11 protein-coding genes are annotated in these 18,324 nt (G+C 39.1%); 9 read left to right on the top strand and 2 right to left on the bottom strand.

Annotated features, from left to right (window positions below):
• Nucleotides 1–14: 14 nt before the first annotated feature.
• The gene (locus ACYVFA_RS09730) at nt 15–704 is read right to left on the bottom strand and encodes a LytR/AlgR family response regulator transcription factor (protein WP_460471632.1); all 690 of its coding nucleotides are present in this window, start codon (nt 702–704) and stop codon (nt 15–17) included.
• The gene (locus ACYVFA_RS09725) at nt 701–3,553 is read right to left on the bottom strand and encodes a PAS domain S-box protein (protein WP_460471631.1); all 2,853 of its coding nucleotides are present in this window, start codon (nt 3,551–3,553) and stop codon (nt 701–703) included. Before ACYVFA_RS09725 ends, ACYVFA_RS09730 begins: the two co-directional genes overlap by 4 nt.
• A gap of 664 nt (nt 3,554–4,217) precedes the next feature.
• Between ACYVFA_RS09725 and ACYVFA_RS09720 the strand changes: the two genes are divergently transcribed.
• From ACYVFA_RS09720 to uxaC, 9 genes are all read left to right on the top strand, one after another.
• Nucleotides 4,218–7,319 (top strand): SusC/RagA family TonB-linked outer membrane protein, encoded by a 3,102-nt coding sequence (locus ACYVFA_RS09720; protein ID WP_460471630.1) that lies wholly within the window; start codon nt 4,218–4,220, stop codon nt 7,317–7,319.
• A gap of 33 nt (nt 7,320–7,352) precedes the next feature.
• Complete coding sequence (locus tag ACYVFA_RS09715) at nt 7,353–8,786, top strand: RagB/SusD family nutrient uptake outer membrane protein (RefSeq protein WP_460471629.1); 1,434 nt, start codon at nt 7,353–7,355, stop codon at nt 8,784–8,786.
• 63 nt (nt 8,787–8,849) lie between these two features.
• On the top strand, nt 8,850–9,326 hold the full coding sequence (locus ACYVFA_RS09710; RefSeq protein WP_460471628.1) for a hypothetical protein: 477 nt from the start codon (nt 8,850–8,852) through the stop codon (nt 9,324–9,326).
• A gap of 281 nt (nt 9,327–9,607) precedes the next feature.
• Nucleotides 9,608–9,967: a cupin domain-containing protein gene (locus ACYVFA_RS09705; RefSeq protein ID WP_460471627.1), complete on the top strand. Its 360-nt coding sequence runs from the start codon at nt 9,608–9,610 to the stop codon at nt 9,965–9,967.
• Nucleotides 9,968–9,978: 11 nt separating this feature from the next.
• Complete coding sequence (locus tag ACYVFA_RS09700) at nt 9,979–11,139, top strand: alpha/beta hydrolase (RefSeq protein WP_460471626.1); 1,161 nt, start codon at nt 9,979–9,981, stop codon at nt 11,137–11,139.
• Between the two features lie 4 nt (nt 11,140–11,143).
• Entirely contained in the window at nt 11,144–12,352 is a 1,209-nt protein-coding gene (locus tag ACYVFA_RS09695; RefSeq protein WP_460471625.1) for a DUF6786 family protein, read from the top strand.
• A 27-nt stretch (nt 12,353–12,379) separates the two neighbouring features.
• Nucleotides 12,380–14,773, top strand: coding sequence for a glycoside hydrolase family 95 protein (locus tag ACYVFA_RS09690; protein WP_460471624.1), 2,394 nt, complete (start codon nt 12,380–12,382; stop codon nt 14,771–14,773).
• Nucleotides 14,774–14,817: 44 nt separating this feature from the next.
• Complete coding sequence (locus ACYVFA_RS09685) at nt 14,818–16,731, top strand: glycoside hydrolase family 88 protein (RefSeq protein WP_460471623.1); 1,914 nt, start codon at nt 14,818–14,820, stop codon at nt 16,729–16,731.
• Nucleotides 16,732–16,914: 183 nt separating this feature from the next.
• Nucleotides 16,915–18,315, top strand: a complete 1,401-nt coding sequence (gene uxaC, locus ACYVFA_RS09680; protein WP_460471622.1) for a glucuronate isomerase — start codon at nt 16,915–16,917, stop codon at nt 18,313–18,315.
• Nucleotides 18,316–18,324: the final 9 nt, after the last annotated feature.

The raw sequence follows: 18,324 nt of genomic DNA, 5'->3' as shown, positions 1-18,324 counted from the left end.
GTAGAGGATAGCAATTACAACATATTCAATCGGTTCATCAATTCAGGCTTGTTTGCCCGGCTGATGGGTATAACTTTCTTGGCAATAACCAGGTTGTTTTCTTCTATATCGACGATTTTATCAAGGTGAACAATGAATGAGCGATGGACACGCAAGAACTGACTACCTAATTTTTCCTCCAGGTATTTCATCGTAGTATGAATAATATACGAATTGTCAAGAGTAAATATTTTTACATAATCGCCTATGTTTTCGATGTATAAAATGTCTGTATAAGGTAAGCGGATATATCTGCCTTCAGATTTTACGTAAATCTCTTGTCGTTGTGTTGAAACAGTGGTTTTACGGGCGTTAAGTTCTAATATTTTATCTACTGCCATCTTGAACCGAGGCAGCATAACAGGTTTTTTCAGGTAGTCAGTTACCTGATACTGATAGGCATCAAATGCATACTCTGTCTTGGTGGTGGTCATCACAACCTGCGGTATCGAGGTCAGGTTTTCTAATAAATCAAAACCAGAAAGCCCTGGCATCTCTACGTCAAGCCATATCACATCCACTTTTTCTGTCGACAAGAAAACCAATGCATCTTCGGCGTTCTCAAAGACAGAAACCAAGTCAAGCGACTCATGCTGTTCGCAGAGTCGCTGTAGTGATTTCCGAGCCATTACTTCATCTTCAACGATGATACATCTTAATTTCATCTGCGTAAGTTGGCTAATTCAGTTTGTATAATTGGCAGACTTTGATTAATATCATCAAAAATATTTTTCCAGGTTGCCTGCAAAGCCTCTTTTTCAGGGGTTTGCTTTATATTCTCTTCAAAATCAAGCATTCTTTTTTCCAACTCTGTCAATCCTACCATTGCTAGCGTAGGTTTCAGTTTATGTACCACTTTTGCTAGGCCGTCCCAGTCTTCTTCATTGATTAGTCCTCTCAGTGTACCAAAATCGGGTATTACTTCTGCCAAAAAAGTCTGGAACATATCAGCGGCATATTCTTTATCATCGCCATACATTTCATTCAGGCAGGCGCGATTTAATTCTATTTTTCCGCCAGTGCTTGAGATTAACTCTTCTTTTTCTTTGGCATTCGCTTTTTTGGCATTCAGGTATTCCTGAATTGTACTCAACAGATGATTAGGCGTAAACGGCTTTGAAATGAAATCATTCATACCCACAGCCATCGCCCTGTTCTTCTGGTCAATCATCGCTGAGGCCGTCAATGCTATAATCGGTGTTCTCCTATTCGGATTTTCAGTATTTCTTATATGAATTGTGGCTTCGTAACCGTCCATATTCGGCATCTGAATATCCATCAGAATAATATCAAAAGCCTTTTCCTGTGCCAGTTCTACGGCTTTTTTGCCATCGGGTGCTATCACAAACGGAATATTCCATTTATTCAGCAAATTACTGATATATTTCTGATTCATGGCATTATCTTCTGCCACCAGCACCTGTGTTATCTTCAATCCTTCGGCCGATGGGTCTTTCTTGGAAGTATTGATGCCATCATCCACTTTTTGCAAAGGCAAGATAAAGGTAAAAGTAGAACCTTCGCTTTCACGACTTTTTACAGAAATTGTTCCGCCTTGCAGTTCAATTAACTGTTTGGTGATTGTCAGACCAAGCCCTGTTCCTTTATGTTTATTGCCATGAATGGTTACCTGCTCAAACTTCTGGAAGATCAAATCCAGTTTTTCTTCTGGTATACCAATACCTGTATCAGAAACCTTAAACTCAATCCAGGCAGTGTCGCCTTCTTCTTTCTTCACCTTTACAGCAATCTCAATTGAGCCATCTTGTGTGAATTTTTCGGCATTGCCTACAATATTCAGCAGAATCTGATTCAGTAACAAGTCATCACCAATATAGTTACCAGAAATCTGTCCATCAATCATCAAATCTAAAGTAATCGGACGATCCCCTATTTTGATTTTAAATATCTGTTGGGTTGTACGAAGTAAACCTGTTAAATCGAAAGATTTTTTCTTTACTTCTATTTTACCGTTTTCTATTTTGGCCATGTCTAATAAATTAGCAATGAGTCCATAAAGAAAATCAGCAGTTGTTTTTAATATATCAAGGTATTCTTTTTGTTGTTGGCTCGGACGGGTATCAAACAACAGGTGAGTCATTCCGATGATGGCATTGAGCGGTGTACGAATCTCATGGCTCATATTTGCCATAAACTGCTTTTCAGCCTGACTAGCCTCTTCAGCCAGTTGTTTGGCTTTTTCAAGCTCCAGTTCTAATTGTTTGCGCTCTGTTATATCATAATGTATACCTATCGACCCGATAGTAGCTCCATATTCATCAATTATCGGTGTACCACTGATAATAGCCCAAAGCGGACTTCCGTCTTTTCTCTTCAGCTTCATTTCATAAGAGCTACCTTTTCCATGCGCCCGTTTTTCCTGTTCTGTTTCTAAAATACTTTCGTATTCTTTGGCGATGAACAGTTCCGGTGCAATTTTACCTACCAGTTCTTCCTCTGTATAGCCAATCATCTGGCAAAAACGGTCATATGCACGAATAATTCGCTGGTCGTTATCCACTTCAAGAAGCCCTAATTCCATGTTATCCATAATTTTACGGTATTTTTCTTCACTCTTACGAATACTCTCTCCAGACAAATGCCTTTGCGTAATATCGGCATACTCCCACAAGTTACCACGGTAAGCCCCTTCTAAGAAAATCGGTATATAGTCTCGTTCTAATATTCTTCCATCAGCAGTAGTTAATTTTTCTTCTACTACTATCTCCTGATTGCCCAATAACTGAGCCATCCGGCGCACGAAACCTTCGGCATCGTTGAAAGAATTTTTAACCTGATCTAATGATTCTAAATAGTTGGTACCTATTAATGCTTCCGGAGTTGAAGCAATACCAAAAAAATCGCAGAATAATTGGTTGACCAAAATTACCTTTCGGTTTTCGTCTTCAACCAGTACAGCTTTTTGCAGATTAGTAATCAAGGCCGCCAAGCGCCCCTGAGTAGTTCGTAAGACATCTTCAGTGTTTTTCTTTTCAGTTATGTCACGAGCAACGGCAGTCAGTTCGACAATTTTATTGTCCTGTTTAAGAAGGTGTACGCTTTGGCCAATCCATACGGTTCTGTTGTCTTTGGCCAGCACAGGGAATTCGGTGTAAGTACTTCCCTGTTTTTCCTTCATCATGTTCCAGTAAAAATTCACAAGTGGTTCTCTATATTCAGGTAAAACTAATTCGGTAAAATGTTTCCCAATTATTTCTTTTTCTTTATAACCTAATACTTGATCAACAACCGGATTCACAAAAGTAAAAAAACCCTCGGGTGAGATTTTATATATAATATCATTCAAAGACTCTATAATTTTCTGGTGTCGGTTTTCTATAGACTCCAGTGCTGTATCTTCTTCTTTTTCTATCCTGCGTTCAAAATTCGAATTGCGTAATAATTCCTGCACCTGAATCAACTGCATAGTTTGTTCATGCAGAAGAGCCTCGGCCTTCATACGAGCTTCACGTTCTTGTTCAATCTGTTTTTTAAGAAGTTCTATCTCTTCCATATGTCGTTTTACAATCACGAAAAATGCGACCTATTCAATCTGTTAATACGATTTATACCCATCAGTCAAATATGAAGGAAGCATAATAGCTAAAGAATATAAACCTAAAAAATTAATTGATTGATAGCAGTTTTGAAAATATATTGAGAGTACTAAAATTATCGTTCCACAGATTTTCATCAGAATATTTACGGGCTAAGAAATCTATTCTAATGCAGCAAAATTTGAACTAAAAAACTTATACACTATTATCTGCTCACTTCGCAAAATCTTTACTTGAATACTCTTAATCTGAGCAATTGCAATAAGTATGCCTATTTTTCTGAAACTTGAAATATATTTATTATATGGGTTATTCCGGCTGGTTTTTAATAAAGTTTTAATTAATCATTAAAAAATTCAATTGCTAAATTCAGGCTCAATTATAAATTAATGTCTGTTGAATAGTTTAAAATCAGAAAGAAAAATACATATAAATTACCACCACAATTCTTCCTGTTTTATCGCACCATATCATATTTTCATCTATACAAACTACTCTTTTATAGAAAATGTTAAAAAATAAAGAAGCCTTTGCCTATATGACTCTCGTTGTATAATATGTAGGTAATATAGATAGATTCCTTACATTTACTATACTAAAACCAAATATATTCACATTTCTATGAAAAAAAAGCTACTTAAACTAAGTTTTTTGCTCTGTCTTTTGCTTTCTTTACACGTATCCGCACAGAATACAATCAGAGGGAAAGTTACATCTTCAGATGATGGCACAGCAATTCCGGGTGTCAATGTTACAGCCAAGGGAAAAAATGTTGGAACTGTTACCGATGCTAATGGCGAATATAGCATCGCAGCAGCCAGGGGAACTGAACTAATTTTCAGTTTTGTGGGTATGGAAACCCAAACCGTGTTGGTGCAAGACCAGAGTACGATTAATGTGGTGATGGTGGCTTCGGCTGCCGCCTTGGGCGAGGTAGTGGTTACTGCCCTTGGACAAACGCAGGAAAAACGAGCACTTGGTTATTCGATACAATCGATTAAATCTGATGAGATCAAGAATTCGGGCAATCAGAACTTAGTGGGTGCTTTACAAGGAAAAATTGCCGGAGCCGTGATTACAGGGTCGGGTGGTGCGCCAGGCGCTGGTATCAATATTATTTTAAGAGGGGTCACTTCTTTAAGTGGTAATGCTGATAATCAACCGCTTTTTGTAGTTGATGGGATTATTATCTCGAACTCAACAAGTGTGGGGAATCCATTGCCAAGTGCCGGGAGTAACTCACCGGGTGCAGGGGAACAATTTGCCAATACCAACCGTGCTGCCGATATTAATCCGGATGATATTGAGAGTATTTCAATCCTGAAAGGGCCGTCGGCAACTGCACTCTATGGACTACGTGCATCGAACGGAGCGATTATTATTACTACCAAAAGAGGTAAATCAGGAAAGCTGAATATCTCGGTTTCATCTTCAATCAGTGCCGATGTATTAGGTAAATCTCCTGCCATACAAACCACTTTCTTACAAGGTCGATTAGGAGAATTTATTCCATTAGGGCCTGGTAGAACACCGTATCAATCTTTCGGTCCGGTTTTAGACCCACAGAATACAACTGATAAAATTTATGATAATTTCCGTGGATTTTACAGAACTGGTTTAACAAATAATAATAATATTACTTTAACGAAAGGCGGTGAAAAAGGTAATATCTATGTGTCGCTAGGTCGTAGTTATCAGGAAGGTATTGTGCCTAATACCGATTTCGGACGTACATCAGCTAAAGTGTCGGGATTGTATAATATTACCAAGAAATTCTCGGTTTCGGGTTCATTTAATTATATTAATTCAGGGGGTAAACGTCCACCGGCCGGAGATAAATCCATTTTTAGTGCTTTGGGTTATTGGCCTAATACCTATGATGTAAACGATTATCTGAACCCTGACGGTACGCAGAAAAACATCCTTCCGGGCTTTACAGACAATCCTCGTTATCTGGTTGAGAAAAGCCCTCGTGTAGATAAAGTAAACCGTTATATCGCCGATCTTACTTTAAATTATAATATCACCGACTGGCTTACTGCCAAATATCAGTTGACCTATGATACTTATCACGAAACCCGTAGCCGTCAGGTAGATAGTACTTTTGACGTAGGTATTCAAGTAAAAGGGTTCCTTGTGAATGAATTTCTGAATTACCGTGAGTTAAACTCTAACCTATATGTAACGGCCAAGAAAGACTTTGGCAATAACTGGAGCGGTTCGTTGATGGTAGGTAATTCATTAGTCAATAGTGAGCGCCCTGATAGTTATTATATTCGTGGAGAGGGTTTTAAAGCGCCATTTACCAATGATATCAGCAGCTATAGAAACCAGCAAACACGCTTTTATTCTCCGGCACATTATCGCATCGCCAGTTTCTTTGCCGATGCTAAATTGAGTTATAAAGACATTCTTTATCTGAATGCCACCGGACGAAATGATATTGTATCTACCCTACCACAGGCTAATAATTCATTCTTCTATCCGTCTTTCAGTGCAGGATATGTATTTACTGAGCATTTCTCGGCTAAAAATACTTTATCTTATGGTAAACTGCGTGCTTCGTGGGCACAAGTGGGTAAAGGAACAGACCCTTATGTATCAGGCAATTATTTTGATATTACTGATAATTTCCCGTTTGGCAATAATGTGCCGGGCTATTTCCGTAGAGCAACTACAGCTGACCCGAATCTGAAACCAGAACGTACTACTTCTATTGAAATCGGGACAGAGTTACGTTTCTTCAAAAACCGCTTCATGTTAGACGCAACTTATTTTACGATGGATAGCAAAAACCAGATTGTAAGGGCTCCTGTTTCTAATGTTTCAGGATATTCTTTCTACTACACCAATATCGGTCTGATTCGTAATAAAGGGGTGGAATTGTTGGCTACGGCAAAAATTATCCAGAACAAAGATTTCAGTTGGGATGCTTCGGTAAACTGGTCAAAGATGTCGGGTAAGGTTATCGAAATGCCTGCCGAATTACAGGAAATATCTTATTATGACAATACTGTTGGAAGTTTGAGAATCCGACAGGGAAGTAAAATTGGTGATTTATGGGGTTACGATTATCGAAGATCTCCCGATGGTCAATTAATTATTGATGCCAATACAGGTTTCCCGATAACCAGCACAACCTTAACCCAATATGGCAATGCCTTACCTGACTGGTTGGGCGGTTTAACTAATACATTCACCTATAAAGGCTTGAGTTTAACGGCCCTATTAGAATGGAGACACGGTGGTGATGCTATTGATTTAGGAGAAAGAAATGCCCTGCGTAGTGGCTCTATTAAACTGACAGAAAGACGGTATGAGCAGGTAGTATTTAATGGAGTGGTAGAACAAAAGGGAGCAGATGGCTCGGTAACCTATGTACCAAATACCAAAACCGTGTATTTAGATGATCTATTATATAATCCTTCTACTTCAACACGTTTCAATAGCTGGTCTAAATTAAATATTCAGGATGCTTCGTGGATTCGTCTGCGTACAGTTAGTTTAAATTACTCGCTTCCGCAAAGTCTGATTGGTAAGACTGTATTCAAAAACGGTGTGCGATTCAGCTTTACAGGCACGAATTTATTCCTGAATACACCATTCCGTGGTTACGACCCAGAGGCATTGTCTTTTGGTGCAGGAACGAATATTATTGGTTTTGTGGGCAGAAACAACCCTGCTACCAGAAGTTTTATGTTTGGTGTATCAGCTAATTTCTAATCGAATCCACCTCAATAAACATTATTTAATGCAATGAAAAAAGTACATTATCTATATACACTCTTAGTGGCAGGGTTTATGACAATTCTATCGGGTTGTCAAAGTTTTCTGGACGTAAACGTTGACCCGACTCTGAAATCTGACGCGACAGTACAAGAGCTTTTATCTACAGCTCAGTTTTATACAAGCGAGGCTAGCTATCAGCAAGCCTATTATGCCGGACAATACGCTCAACAAATAGGTAGCAATTTGGGTACGAATGGGACTGATGCTTATTATGAGTCAGAAAACGCTACGGGCTGGTCTAACCTTTACTTATATGTGGTACCCCAGTTGAATCTAATTATTCAGAAAGGAACATCCGGCAATAATCCGGCTTATGTGGGTATTGCTAAAACCTTATTGGCATATAACCTTGGGTTAGCTACCGCCAATTGGGAGAATGTTCCCTATTCACAAGCCGATCAGAAAATTTTCACTCCTACTTACGATAGTCAACAAACCATTTATACGACTATTCAGAAATTGCTGGATGAAGGAATTGCTGAATTAGCTAAAAACTCAGGTACTAAACCAGGTACTGACGATATGATTTATGGTGGAGACTTAGGCAAATGGTCTCGTCTGGCTTATTCATTGAAAGCGCGCTATGCCATGCATCAATCAGCTTTGAATCCGCAAACGGCTTCCCAAACAGCCTTAGCTGCTTTGCCCAATGCCATGACAAGTAATGCTGATGATTTTCAGTTACAATATAATTCGAAAAACCTGAGCCCTTGGTATAGTCGTGTGGCATTGGCTAATAGCACCGGGAACTTATCTATCACTTATGGTAGCACTTTTGTTGATTTAATGAATGGCAAAGTACAAGGTATTGTTGACCCTCGCCTCCCGATTGTAGTTAGTTTGAAAAACGGACAAACGAACTACTCTGGTGTATTTCCAGGTTCTAATGCCGGTTCAACTGTAGATTTTACGATCAGAGCCTGGCATTCAAATATCAACTCACCGATTGTGATGATGACCTATGCCGAAGTAAAAGCTTTGGAAGCCGAAGCCAGATTTCTGGCTAACGGCGGCTCTATCACCTCAACCGGAACAACCACTGATGCTTACAACGCTTATCTTGAAATTGCCAGAGCCAATATGCAAAAACTAGGAGTAAGTACTGAGAATATCAATACTTACCTGACAGCCAAAGAAGTAGCAGTAGAGGCACCAAACCTTACTTTATTAAATATCATGCGCGAAAAATATAAAGCCATGTTTTTGATTGGTGATATCTGGACAGATGTAAGAAAATACAATTATCTGGATTTCCCGATGCCGCTCAACGTTAATCCTGACTTGAATGGGCAACGGATTCAACGCATGAAATACCCATCATCTGAATTAACAAGAAATGCTGCTAATGCAGAAGCTAATCTGAAACAACCAGGTGTAAAAATGTGGGTATTTACCAAATAATGATACCTGTTCATTCTGAAAAGCAGGGTATAAACATTTAAACGATTTTAAATTTCAAGAAATATGAAAAATATAAAAGGAATTATATTCACCTTATTGGCTTTTACGACAATCTTTATGTCAGGATGCTACGAAGAGCCTGACTTATTAAGTGAAATCAGTACCAGCAAAGGCAAAGTAGCGCAGATTTCGGTTGTGTGGATTGGTACTACACGCACTACTACGGCTAATACTTCAGTAGTAACAGGTTTAACTGCTGCTCCAGGAACTAATACAAATTTCAATATTGAATTTAATTCTCAAGTACCCGTAAAAGAATTCAGAGTCTATTGGGCTCCTACTGCTTCGGGCACACAAACGCTGGTAGCAACTATTCCGGCAGGCACGCAAAAATATGATGCCACACTCAGAAACTATGTACTGGCAGTACCTATTACTGCACAGGCAACAGCTAAGACGTCACGCGTGTTTTTTGCCGAAATTGTTGCAGAAAACGGTCTGGTTTCTGCGCAAAAATCAGCTACTTTGACTACTAACTAATCTATTGGTATTTATTAAACTGAAACTAATTCTAAAAATCCTGATAGTTGAGAGGCTGTCAGGATTTTTTATTGGAGAACCAAAGAGAATCTTAACGCTTTTCAGCAAATTTCTTAGATATTTACAATTCAATTAAACCTAAGTACAATTTTGGCAACGTTCCCGATAACGTTTGCATAAAAATATCAATCAGGATTAAATATTTTCTTTAGAAATAATAGGTACTTTTACCTTGCCATAAAAGTATAGTATATTCACTCACCATCTATTAAGCACATACCTTGAACTCTTTCGTACAATCCGTCTTCGAGAAAACATTGGTAGAAGATCACGAACTCCCTTGGGAAGTAGTCAACGATAAAATCAAACGCAAAATCATGTCTTATTCTAAAGACCTGATGCTGGTAAAAGTCGCTTTCGAAAAAGGCGGTATCGGTGCTACCCACAAGCATCGTCATCTGCAAATCAGCTATATTGCCAGCGGTGTTTTTGAAATCACGATTAATGATAAAAGCAAAACCCTGAAAGAAGGCGATGTGTATTTTGTGCCGTCTGATGTTTTGCATGGGGCTGTTTGTATAGAAGATGGGGTGCTGATTGATGTTTTTAATCCAATGAGAGAAGATTTTATTCAACCATAAACCTAACTCCTATGAAACGCTCATTTTTCACCATCTGTCTTTCTTTGGTTGGCTTCGGCGCGTTCAGCCAGTACAACCCCGAAAAACCTGATTTGATGCAGGGTAAATTCTACACTGAAGAACAGGCAGTAAAAGTGCATGAAGACTTAGCCAAACAATATACAGATAAAAAAAGCTGGAAAAAACACGCAGCACTTATCCGCAAGGGTATACTGGAAGGCTCAGAACTGGACAAACTTAAATTAAGAAAGCCCTCAAATATAACCATCCATAGCAAAAAAGAATTAAATGGTTATAGTGTTGAGAATGTCTCGTTTCAGAGTTTAGAGGGTATTTATGTCACCGGTAATCTGTATCGTCCCTTAAATCATACAGGAAAAATGGCTGGAATTCTTTGTCCACATGGACATGGCCAAGACCCACGTTTCAAAGAATACACCCAACAACGCTGTGCTACATTGGCACGTATGGGTGCCACAGTATTTGCCTATGATATGATAGGTATGGGAGACTCCAAACAATGCGACCATAAGATTCCGAAAGCGGTAAAAATACAATTGGCTAATGGCGTGGCCTCTTTAGATTTTTTATTGAGCCTACCTGATATAGATAAAGACAGAATCGGGATGACCGGAGAATCTGGCGGTGGTACACAAACTTTTTTACTGACAGCTATCGACCAGAGAATAAAAGTATCAGTGCCTGTGGTAATGGTATCCGGCTTTTTCTTTGGCGGTTGTATTTGCGAGAGCGGTATGCCTGTTCATAAGCGTCCAACGCATACCACTAGCAATGTTGAAATAGCCGCCATGGCGGCCCCTCGCCCAATGATTATGATTTCGGACGGTGGTGACTGGACAAAAAATACGCCAGAACTGGAGTATCCTTTCGTTAAGAGAATCTATTCTTTTTATGGTGCCGAAGATAAACTGGAAAATGTGCATCTGCCTAACGAAAAACATGATTATGGTATTTCTAAACGTCTGGCAGCTTATGACTTTCTGGCAAAGTATCTGAAACTAGACATCAATAAAGTAATGGTAAACGGCAAGGTAGACGAAAGTACTAATACAGTATTGACTGTGGCCGATTTAAAAGTATTTGACGAAAACCATCCATTGCCGGCTAACGCATTGATGGGCGATGAAGCAGTGATGAAATTATTAAACTAAGCCAATGATGAAGAAAATTCTTTCAACCTTATTGGCATTATCAGTCTGGGCTTGCAGCCAAGACAAAAAGACCAGCGAAACACAAACAACTATGAAATCGGAGGAGACTTTTGGTTACGATTATGATTTTTTGAAAAAGTACAAGGACGTTGTCTTATTGGAGCAAGACAGCATGAAAGTAGCCATTGTAGGCGATTATCAGGCACGTGTCATGACCAGTTCGGCCAAAGGCATGAATGGCTTTAGTTATGGCTGGATTAATCATGCCGTCATTGCTTCGGGCAAATATACGCCACACATGAATGCCTTTGGTGGAGAAGAGCGCTTCTGGTTTGGCCCTGAGGGGGGCCAATATTCAGTTTTCTTTAAAAAAGGAACCACATTCGATTTTGCGAACTGGCAAACTCCTGCCGAAATAGATACGGTTTCTTATGATTTGGTAGAGAAACAGGCAAATAAAGCTATTTTCTCGAAAGACATGGAATTGGAAAACTATTCGGGCACTATATTTAAAGTAAACCTGAATCGTGAAATCAGCCTCTTGAATCAATCGGATGCTGAAAAACTATTAGGGGTATCCTTGAAAGATTTAACTTGGGTTGGCTATCAGACCAAAAATGTGGTAAAAAACACAGGAACAGAAGATTGGGATAAAACGAAAGGTGTGCTTTCTGTCTGGCTTCTGGGCATGATGAAGGCTTCACCACAAAATACAATTATTATTCCCTATCAATCAGGTAAGGCCGACCAGATTAACGATAGCTATTTCGGCAAAATTTCAGCTGAGCGATTAGTAAAAAAAGACGATATTCTATTCTTCAAAGCTGATGCGCAATCAAGAGGTAAATTAGGCATTCCGCCACAAGCTTTGAAACCAGTAGCAGGCAGCTATGATGCTGAAAACAAAATCCTGACGATTCTTCAGTTTGATTATAGTGGCGAAACAGACTATGTCAATTCGATGTGGGAGATACAGAAAAATCCATATAAAGGCGATGCTATCAATGCCTATAACGATGGCAAAAACGATTCTGGCTCACAGATGGGGCAATTCTATGAATTAGAAACATCCTCACCTGCCATCGCTTTAAAACGCAATGAAAGTCTGACACATACCCAAAGAACTTTCCATTTTGAGGGAACTGAGAGTGCTTTAGATGTGATCAGCAAAAAGTTATTGGGTATTAACTTATCAGAAGTTCCTAAACTCTAAACTAACCGAACCTATAAAACACCAGGTATGAAAAAATATAAATTACTACTACTACTTTTTACCATTACAAGTCTCAGTTATGCACAGCCCGAAAAAACACTTTGGTATAAAAAACCTGCCCAGTATTTTGAAGAAACGCTGGTTTTAGGAAATGGCAAATTAGGTGCTACTGTTTTCGGAGGTGTGCAATCAGACAAGATTTATCTGAATGATGCGACACTTTGGTCGGGTGAACCGGTCAATCCGAATATGAATCCTGAAGCCTATAAGCATATTCCCGAAATAAGAGAGGCTTTGAAAAAAGAAGATTACCAACTGGCAGATAAACTTTACCGGAATATACAAGGCAAATATTCTGAGTCTTTTGCGCCACTAGGCACGATGTATATCAACTTTGCAAATGGAGATAATGCTCAAAACTATTATCGTGAATTAAATATTGGTGAGGCAATTTCTAAAACTACTTATGAAATTGATGGGGTAAAATACACAAGAGAATATTTTGTATCTCATCCTGACCAGGTGATGGTTGTTAAGTTAAGTAGTAGCAAGCCAGGTACGCTCAACTTCGATATAAAATTCAATAGTCAGCTAAAAAACAAGGTATCAGCTAATGATTACCAGTTGAAAATAGATGGCTATGCGCCTATAAAAGCAGCGCCTAATTATGTAAATATACCAGATGCAGTAGTTTTTGATGAAACAAAGGGAACGCGATTTACGACATTAGCCAAAATTAAAAATAATGGTGGTGGTGAAATGGTACACACAGATAGCACGGTTGGCATTAAAAATGGCACTGATGTGTTGATTTTTGTGGCTATTGCTACCAGTTTCAATGGCTTTGATAAAAACCCAGCTACTGAGGGTGTAGATAATCAGGCGGTAGCTGCGGCAAATCTGAATAAAGCTTTTGCCAGAACTTATACTCAATTAAAAAACGCGCATATCAAAGATTATCAGACATTTTTTAATAGAGTTAACTTAAATGTGGGCACTTCACAAGCCCCTAACCTACCAACTGACGAACGCTTGAGACGCTATGCTGAGGGAAAAGAAGATAAGGTTTTAGAGGTATTATATTTTCAATATGGCCGATACCTATTAATTAGTAGTTCTCGCACCAAAGGTGTCCCTGCTAACTTGCAAGGTATCTGGAATCCTTATATGCGTCCGCCCTGGAGTAGTAATTATACGACGAATATCAATGCCGAAGAAAATTACTGGCTGGTAGAAAACACCAATTTATCCGAAATGCACGCTCCGCTTTTAGGATTTATTAAAAATGCTTCTGAGACAGGAAAAATTACTGCAAAAACCTTTTATGGTGTCAATGGGTGGACGGTAGCGCATAATTCTGATATATGGGCGATGAGTAATCCGGTGGGTGATTTTGGCAAAGGTGATCCCGTATGGGCTAACTGGACGATGGGTGGCACGTGGTTAAGCACACATTTATGGGAGCATTATATCTTTACAAAAGATGTAAATTTCTTAAAAAATGAAGCCTATGACCTGATGCGCGGTGCCGCACAGTTCTGTCTGGAATGGTTGGTGGAAGATAAAAACGGGCATTTGATTACCTCTCCTTCTACTTCTCCTGAAAATAAATATGTTAATTCAGCAGGCTATAAAGGGGCCACCTTGTATGGTGGTACTGCCGATCTGGCTATGATTAGAGAATGCTTTGAGCAAACAATTAAAGCTTCTAAAATATTGAATACCGATGCTGAGTTTAGAGGCAAACTAGAACAAGCTTTAAATAAATTGTATCCTTACCAGATTGGTAAAAAGGGTAATTTACAAGAATGGTATTACGACTGGGATGATGAAGACCCGAAACATCGCCACCAATCACATTTGTTTGGTTTGTTTCCGGGCAATCATATTACGCCAGAAAAAACACCTCTATTAGCCGATGCTTGCCGCAAAACTTTAGAAATTAAAGGAGATGAAACAACAGGTTGGTCTAAAGGTTGGCGGATTAATTTATGGGCGAGATTATGGGATGGGAATCATGCTTATAAAATGTATCGTGAATTATTGCATTATGTAGAGCCAGATGGTGTAAAAACCAACTATGCACGTGGCGGTGGTACTTATCCTAACTTATTTGATGCGCACCCACCTTTCCAGATTGATGGAAATTTTGGTGGAGCAGCTGCAGTAGCTGAAATGCTGGTACAATCAGACGAAAATCAGATTCGCTTGTTACCTGCTCTACCTGATGATTGGGCTAATGGTTCGGTGAGTGGTTTATGTGCCAGAGGCGGTTTTGAGGTATCTATGACGTGGGCCAATAAAGGGATTAAAACCTTGACGATTTTTTCTAAGAATGGTGGAGAGACTACGCTTATCAATGGTAAAAAAACAAAGAAAATCAGCTTGAAAGCAGGACAAAAACTGAATGTAGTTCTGTAAAATAACCATCAGCTATTTTAATGTTGTAGCTTATTTTTATCCTTATGAATACTAAAAAACTCATAGCAGTATTATCTTTTGCTGGCTTAACGAGCTTTGCACAAAAACCTTATTCGGTACAAATGGCAGAGTCGTTTATGACCTGGCATAAAGATTCGATTACCGTAAAACCCAATAAACCTGCCGGATGGGATTATGAACAAGGGCTTGTACTAAAAGCCTTGGAAAAAGTATGGTATCGCACCGGAGATGGTAAATACTTTGAATATATCCGTCATGACCTGGATCGTTATGTGCAGAAAGACGGTAGTATAAAAAGCTATGCCTATGATGATTTCAATTTAGATAATATTCCTACCGGAAGAGAATTATTGATGCTCGCACAACAAACCCAGCCGGATAAAGAAAAATATATTAAAGCGGCGAATTTATTGTGGAAACAGATTGAGAATCAGCCGAAGACTAAAGAGGGTGGGTATTGGCATAAGCAACGTTATCCTTACCAGATGTGGCTGGATGGCTTGTTTATGTGTGAGCCTTTTGCGGCGGAATACAGCAAGATTTTCAATAAAACAGAACATTTTGATGAGATTGCCAAACAATTTGCCTTGATTGAGAAATATGCGGTAGATGAGCAAACAGGCTTGATTTATCATGGTTACGACGAAAGCAAGGAGCAAAAATGGGCAGATAAAAAAACAGGAGTATCACCACATTTCTGGAGCCGTGCCATTGGTTGGTATGCCATGGCTTTGGTTGATGTATTGGATTATTTCCCGGAATATAATCCAGAAAAAGCCAACCTTATCAAATATCTGCAACGATTAGTACCTGCTTTGGTGAAATATCAGGATGCGAAGACTGGGGTGTGGTATCAAATGACTTCACAAGGGAATAGAAAAGGCAACTATTTTGAGGCTTCGGGTTCTTGTATGTTTGTGTATGCAATGGCCAAAGGCGTGCGTCAAGGGTATTTAGATGCTAAATATCTTACAGCTGCTAAGAAAGGATACGCAGGTATTCTGAAAGAGTTTGTTGAGAAAGAAAAAGATGGTACTATCAGCCTTAATAAAACAGTGAGTGTAGGTGGCTTGGGTGGCAATCCTTATCGTGATGGGTCTTATGAATATTACCTGAGCGAACCTATCCGTAAAAATGATTTGAAAGGTGTTGGACCATTTATTTTTGCCAGTGTAGAAATGGAGATTGCCAATGAAAATGCCTTGGGTAAAGGTAAAGTCGTAGCAGTTGACGGCCACTTTAATAATGAGTTCAGAAAAGATCTGAATGGGAATCAGGAGAATTTCCATTATACGTGGGATGACCGAATGCACTCGGGTTTCTGGGTTTGGGGTAGTATTTTTAATGAATTAGGTGCAAGAACTACTACTATCAAGGCCGCTCCTACCACAGAAAATCTGAAAGATGTGAATGTTTATATCATTGTTGACCCTGATACCAAAAAAGAAACAGCTAAGCCTAATTTTATTCAGGCTGATGATATTAAAAATATCAGCAATTGGGTACGTAATGGGGGTGTATTGGTGATGATGGCGAATGATACGGCCAATTGTGAACATAAAAACTTCAATCTGCTTGCTAAAGAATTTGGTATTCAGTTCCTGCCTAAGAACATCAATATGGTGCAAGGAACGCAATGGGAACAGGGACGACTGGATATTCCGGCAAACAATCCTGTCTTCAAAAATACCAAGACCGTTTATATTAAAGAATTAGCACCGCTTGCCTTAAGTGGTACGGCTAAATCTATTTTAAATGATAAAGGAGAGATGATCCTAGCCGTTGCCAAAGTAGGTAAAGGAACTGTATTTGCGGTTGGAGACCCTTGGCTTTATAATGAATACACTGATGGCCGACGTATTCCGATTGTGTATCAGAATTTCAGTGCGGCTAAGGATCTGGCGACGTGGTTGTTGCAGCAGAGTTCTAAGAAATAATAGAAGACTTCCTGACAGAGGTTTCTTTTCGTCAAAATAGTATTAAAAAAAGAAAAATTAGGGCAGAATAAATTAATTGAAACTAAATAGTTTTGCTGAATCATTATTTTAATAATTATCAAGAACGCGCATAAGGATTTTCAGTCCTTTGCTCTATCTTAAAAAATTAGCCTATCAGAGAGCATGAAACCGTTTCTAGACGAAGACTTTTTGTTGCAAACCAAAACTGCCCGCACGCTTTATCATGAGTTTGCGAAAGATATGCCTATCATTGATTACCATAATCACTTGCCTCCTGACCAGATTTTAGGTGATAAAGTGTTTAAGAATATCACAGAAATATGGCTTTATGGTGACCATTATAAATGGCGTGCCATGCGTACCAATGGTATCAATGAAAAATATTGTACGGGCGATGCTTCTGATTACGAGAAATTCGAGAAATGGGCTGAGACTGTGCCTTATACCATGCGTAACCCGCTATATCATTGGACGCATCTGGAATTGCAACGCTATTTTGATATAACAGATAGTTTGAGCCCTGCAACGGCTCAAAAGATTTACGACATCAGTTCAGAAAAAATTAATTCTCCTGAATTTTCTGTCAGAAATCTGCTTCGTAAAATGAATGTAAAAGTGGTTTGTACAACCGATGACCCACTTGATTCATTAGAATATCATCAGCAATTAAGAGAAGCAGGTGATCTAGAAATAAAAGTACTTCCTGCATTCAGACCTGATAAGTTTATATTGATTGACAACCCTAATTTCCCGACCTATATTCAGAAATTGGGTGCCATTGTCAATTTTGACATACAATCTTTTGAAGATTTACTGAAAGCACTTCGCCAGAGAGCAGATTTCTTTGCTTCGCAAGGTGGACAAATCTCTGACCACGGTTTGGAACAAATCTATGCCACCGATTTCACACCAGAGTCAGCCGATAGTGCTTTTAAAAATGCTATTGCAGGTAAAACCCTTTCAGAAACAGAAGCAAACATATTCAAATCAGCTATTTTACATGAATTAGGTAAAATGTATGCTGAACTGGGCTGGACACAGCAATTCCACTTAGGAGCCTTACGTAACAATAACAAGCGTGCGATGCGTGTATTAGGCCCTGACACAGGCTGGGATTCTATCGGAGACTGGTCACAGGCTGCTGCTTTATCAAAGTTCTTAGGGAAACTGGATGAATTTGACCAATTGGCTAAAACAATTATCTATAACCTGAATCCTCGTGACAATGAATTAATCGCCACCATGGTAGGTAATTTCAATGATGGTTCTATGGCCGGGAAAGTGCAGTTTGGTTCGGGCTGGTGGTTTCTTGACCAGAAAGATGGCATGGAAAGACAAATCAATGCCTTATCAAACATGGGGCTATTGAGCCGTTTTATCGGCATGCTGACTGACTCCCGTAGTTTCTTGTCGTTCCCTCGTCACGAATATTTCCGTCGTATCCTTTGCAATATTTATGGCAATGATATTGAGAATGGAGAATTGCCTAATGATATTCCTTGGATTGGAGAGACTATCCAGAACATTTGCTATAACAACGCCAAAAACTATTTTGGCTGGTAATTAAAGTTT

The organism is Emticicia fontis (assembly GCF_054779675.1).
Note: the sequence above shows the minus strand (reverse complement) of the source record. Positions and strands in the feature narration are given on the sequence as shown.

Coding starts and splice junctions, on each gene's coding strand:
- ACYVFA_RS09725 (WP_460471631.1), bottom strand. CDS start 3,553: ATGGAAGAGATAGAACTTCTTAAAAAACAGATTGAACAAGAACGTGAA.
- ACYVFA_RS09690 (WP_460471624.1), top strand. CDS start 12,380: ATGAAAAAATATAAATTACTACTACTACTTTTTACCATTACAAGTCTC.
- ACYVFA_RS09710 (WP_460471628.1), top strand. CDS start 8,850: ATGAAAAATATAAAAGGAATTATATTCACCTTATTGGCTTTTACGACA.
- ACYVFA_RS09715 (WP_460471629.1), top strand. CDS start 7,353: ATGAAAAAAGTACATTATCTATATACACTCTTAGTGGCAGGGTTTATG.
- uxaC (WP_460471622.1), top strand. CDS start 16,915: ATGAAACCGTTTCTAGACGAAGACTTTTTGTTGCAAACCAAAACTGCC.
- ACYVFA_RS09685 (WP_460471623.1), top strand. CDS start 14,818: ATGAATACTAAAAAACTCATAGCAGTATTATCTTTTGCTGGCTTAACG.
- ACYVFA_RS09720 (WP_460471630.1), top strand. CDS start 4,218: ATGAAAAAAAAGCTACTTAAACTAAGTTTTTTGCTCTGTCTTTTGCTT.
- ACYVFA_RS09730 (WP_460471632.1), bottom strand. CDS start 704: ATGAAATTAAGATGTATCATCGTTGAAGATGAAGTAATGGCTCGGAAA.
- ACYVFA_RS09700 (WP_460471626.1), top strand. CDS start 9,979: ATGAAACGCTCATTTTTCACCATCTGTCTTTCTTTGGTTGGCTTCGGC.
- ACYVFA_RS09695 (WP_460471625.1), top strand. CDS start 11,144: ATGATGAAGAAAATTCTTTCAACCTTATTGGCATTATCAGTCTGGGCT.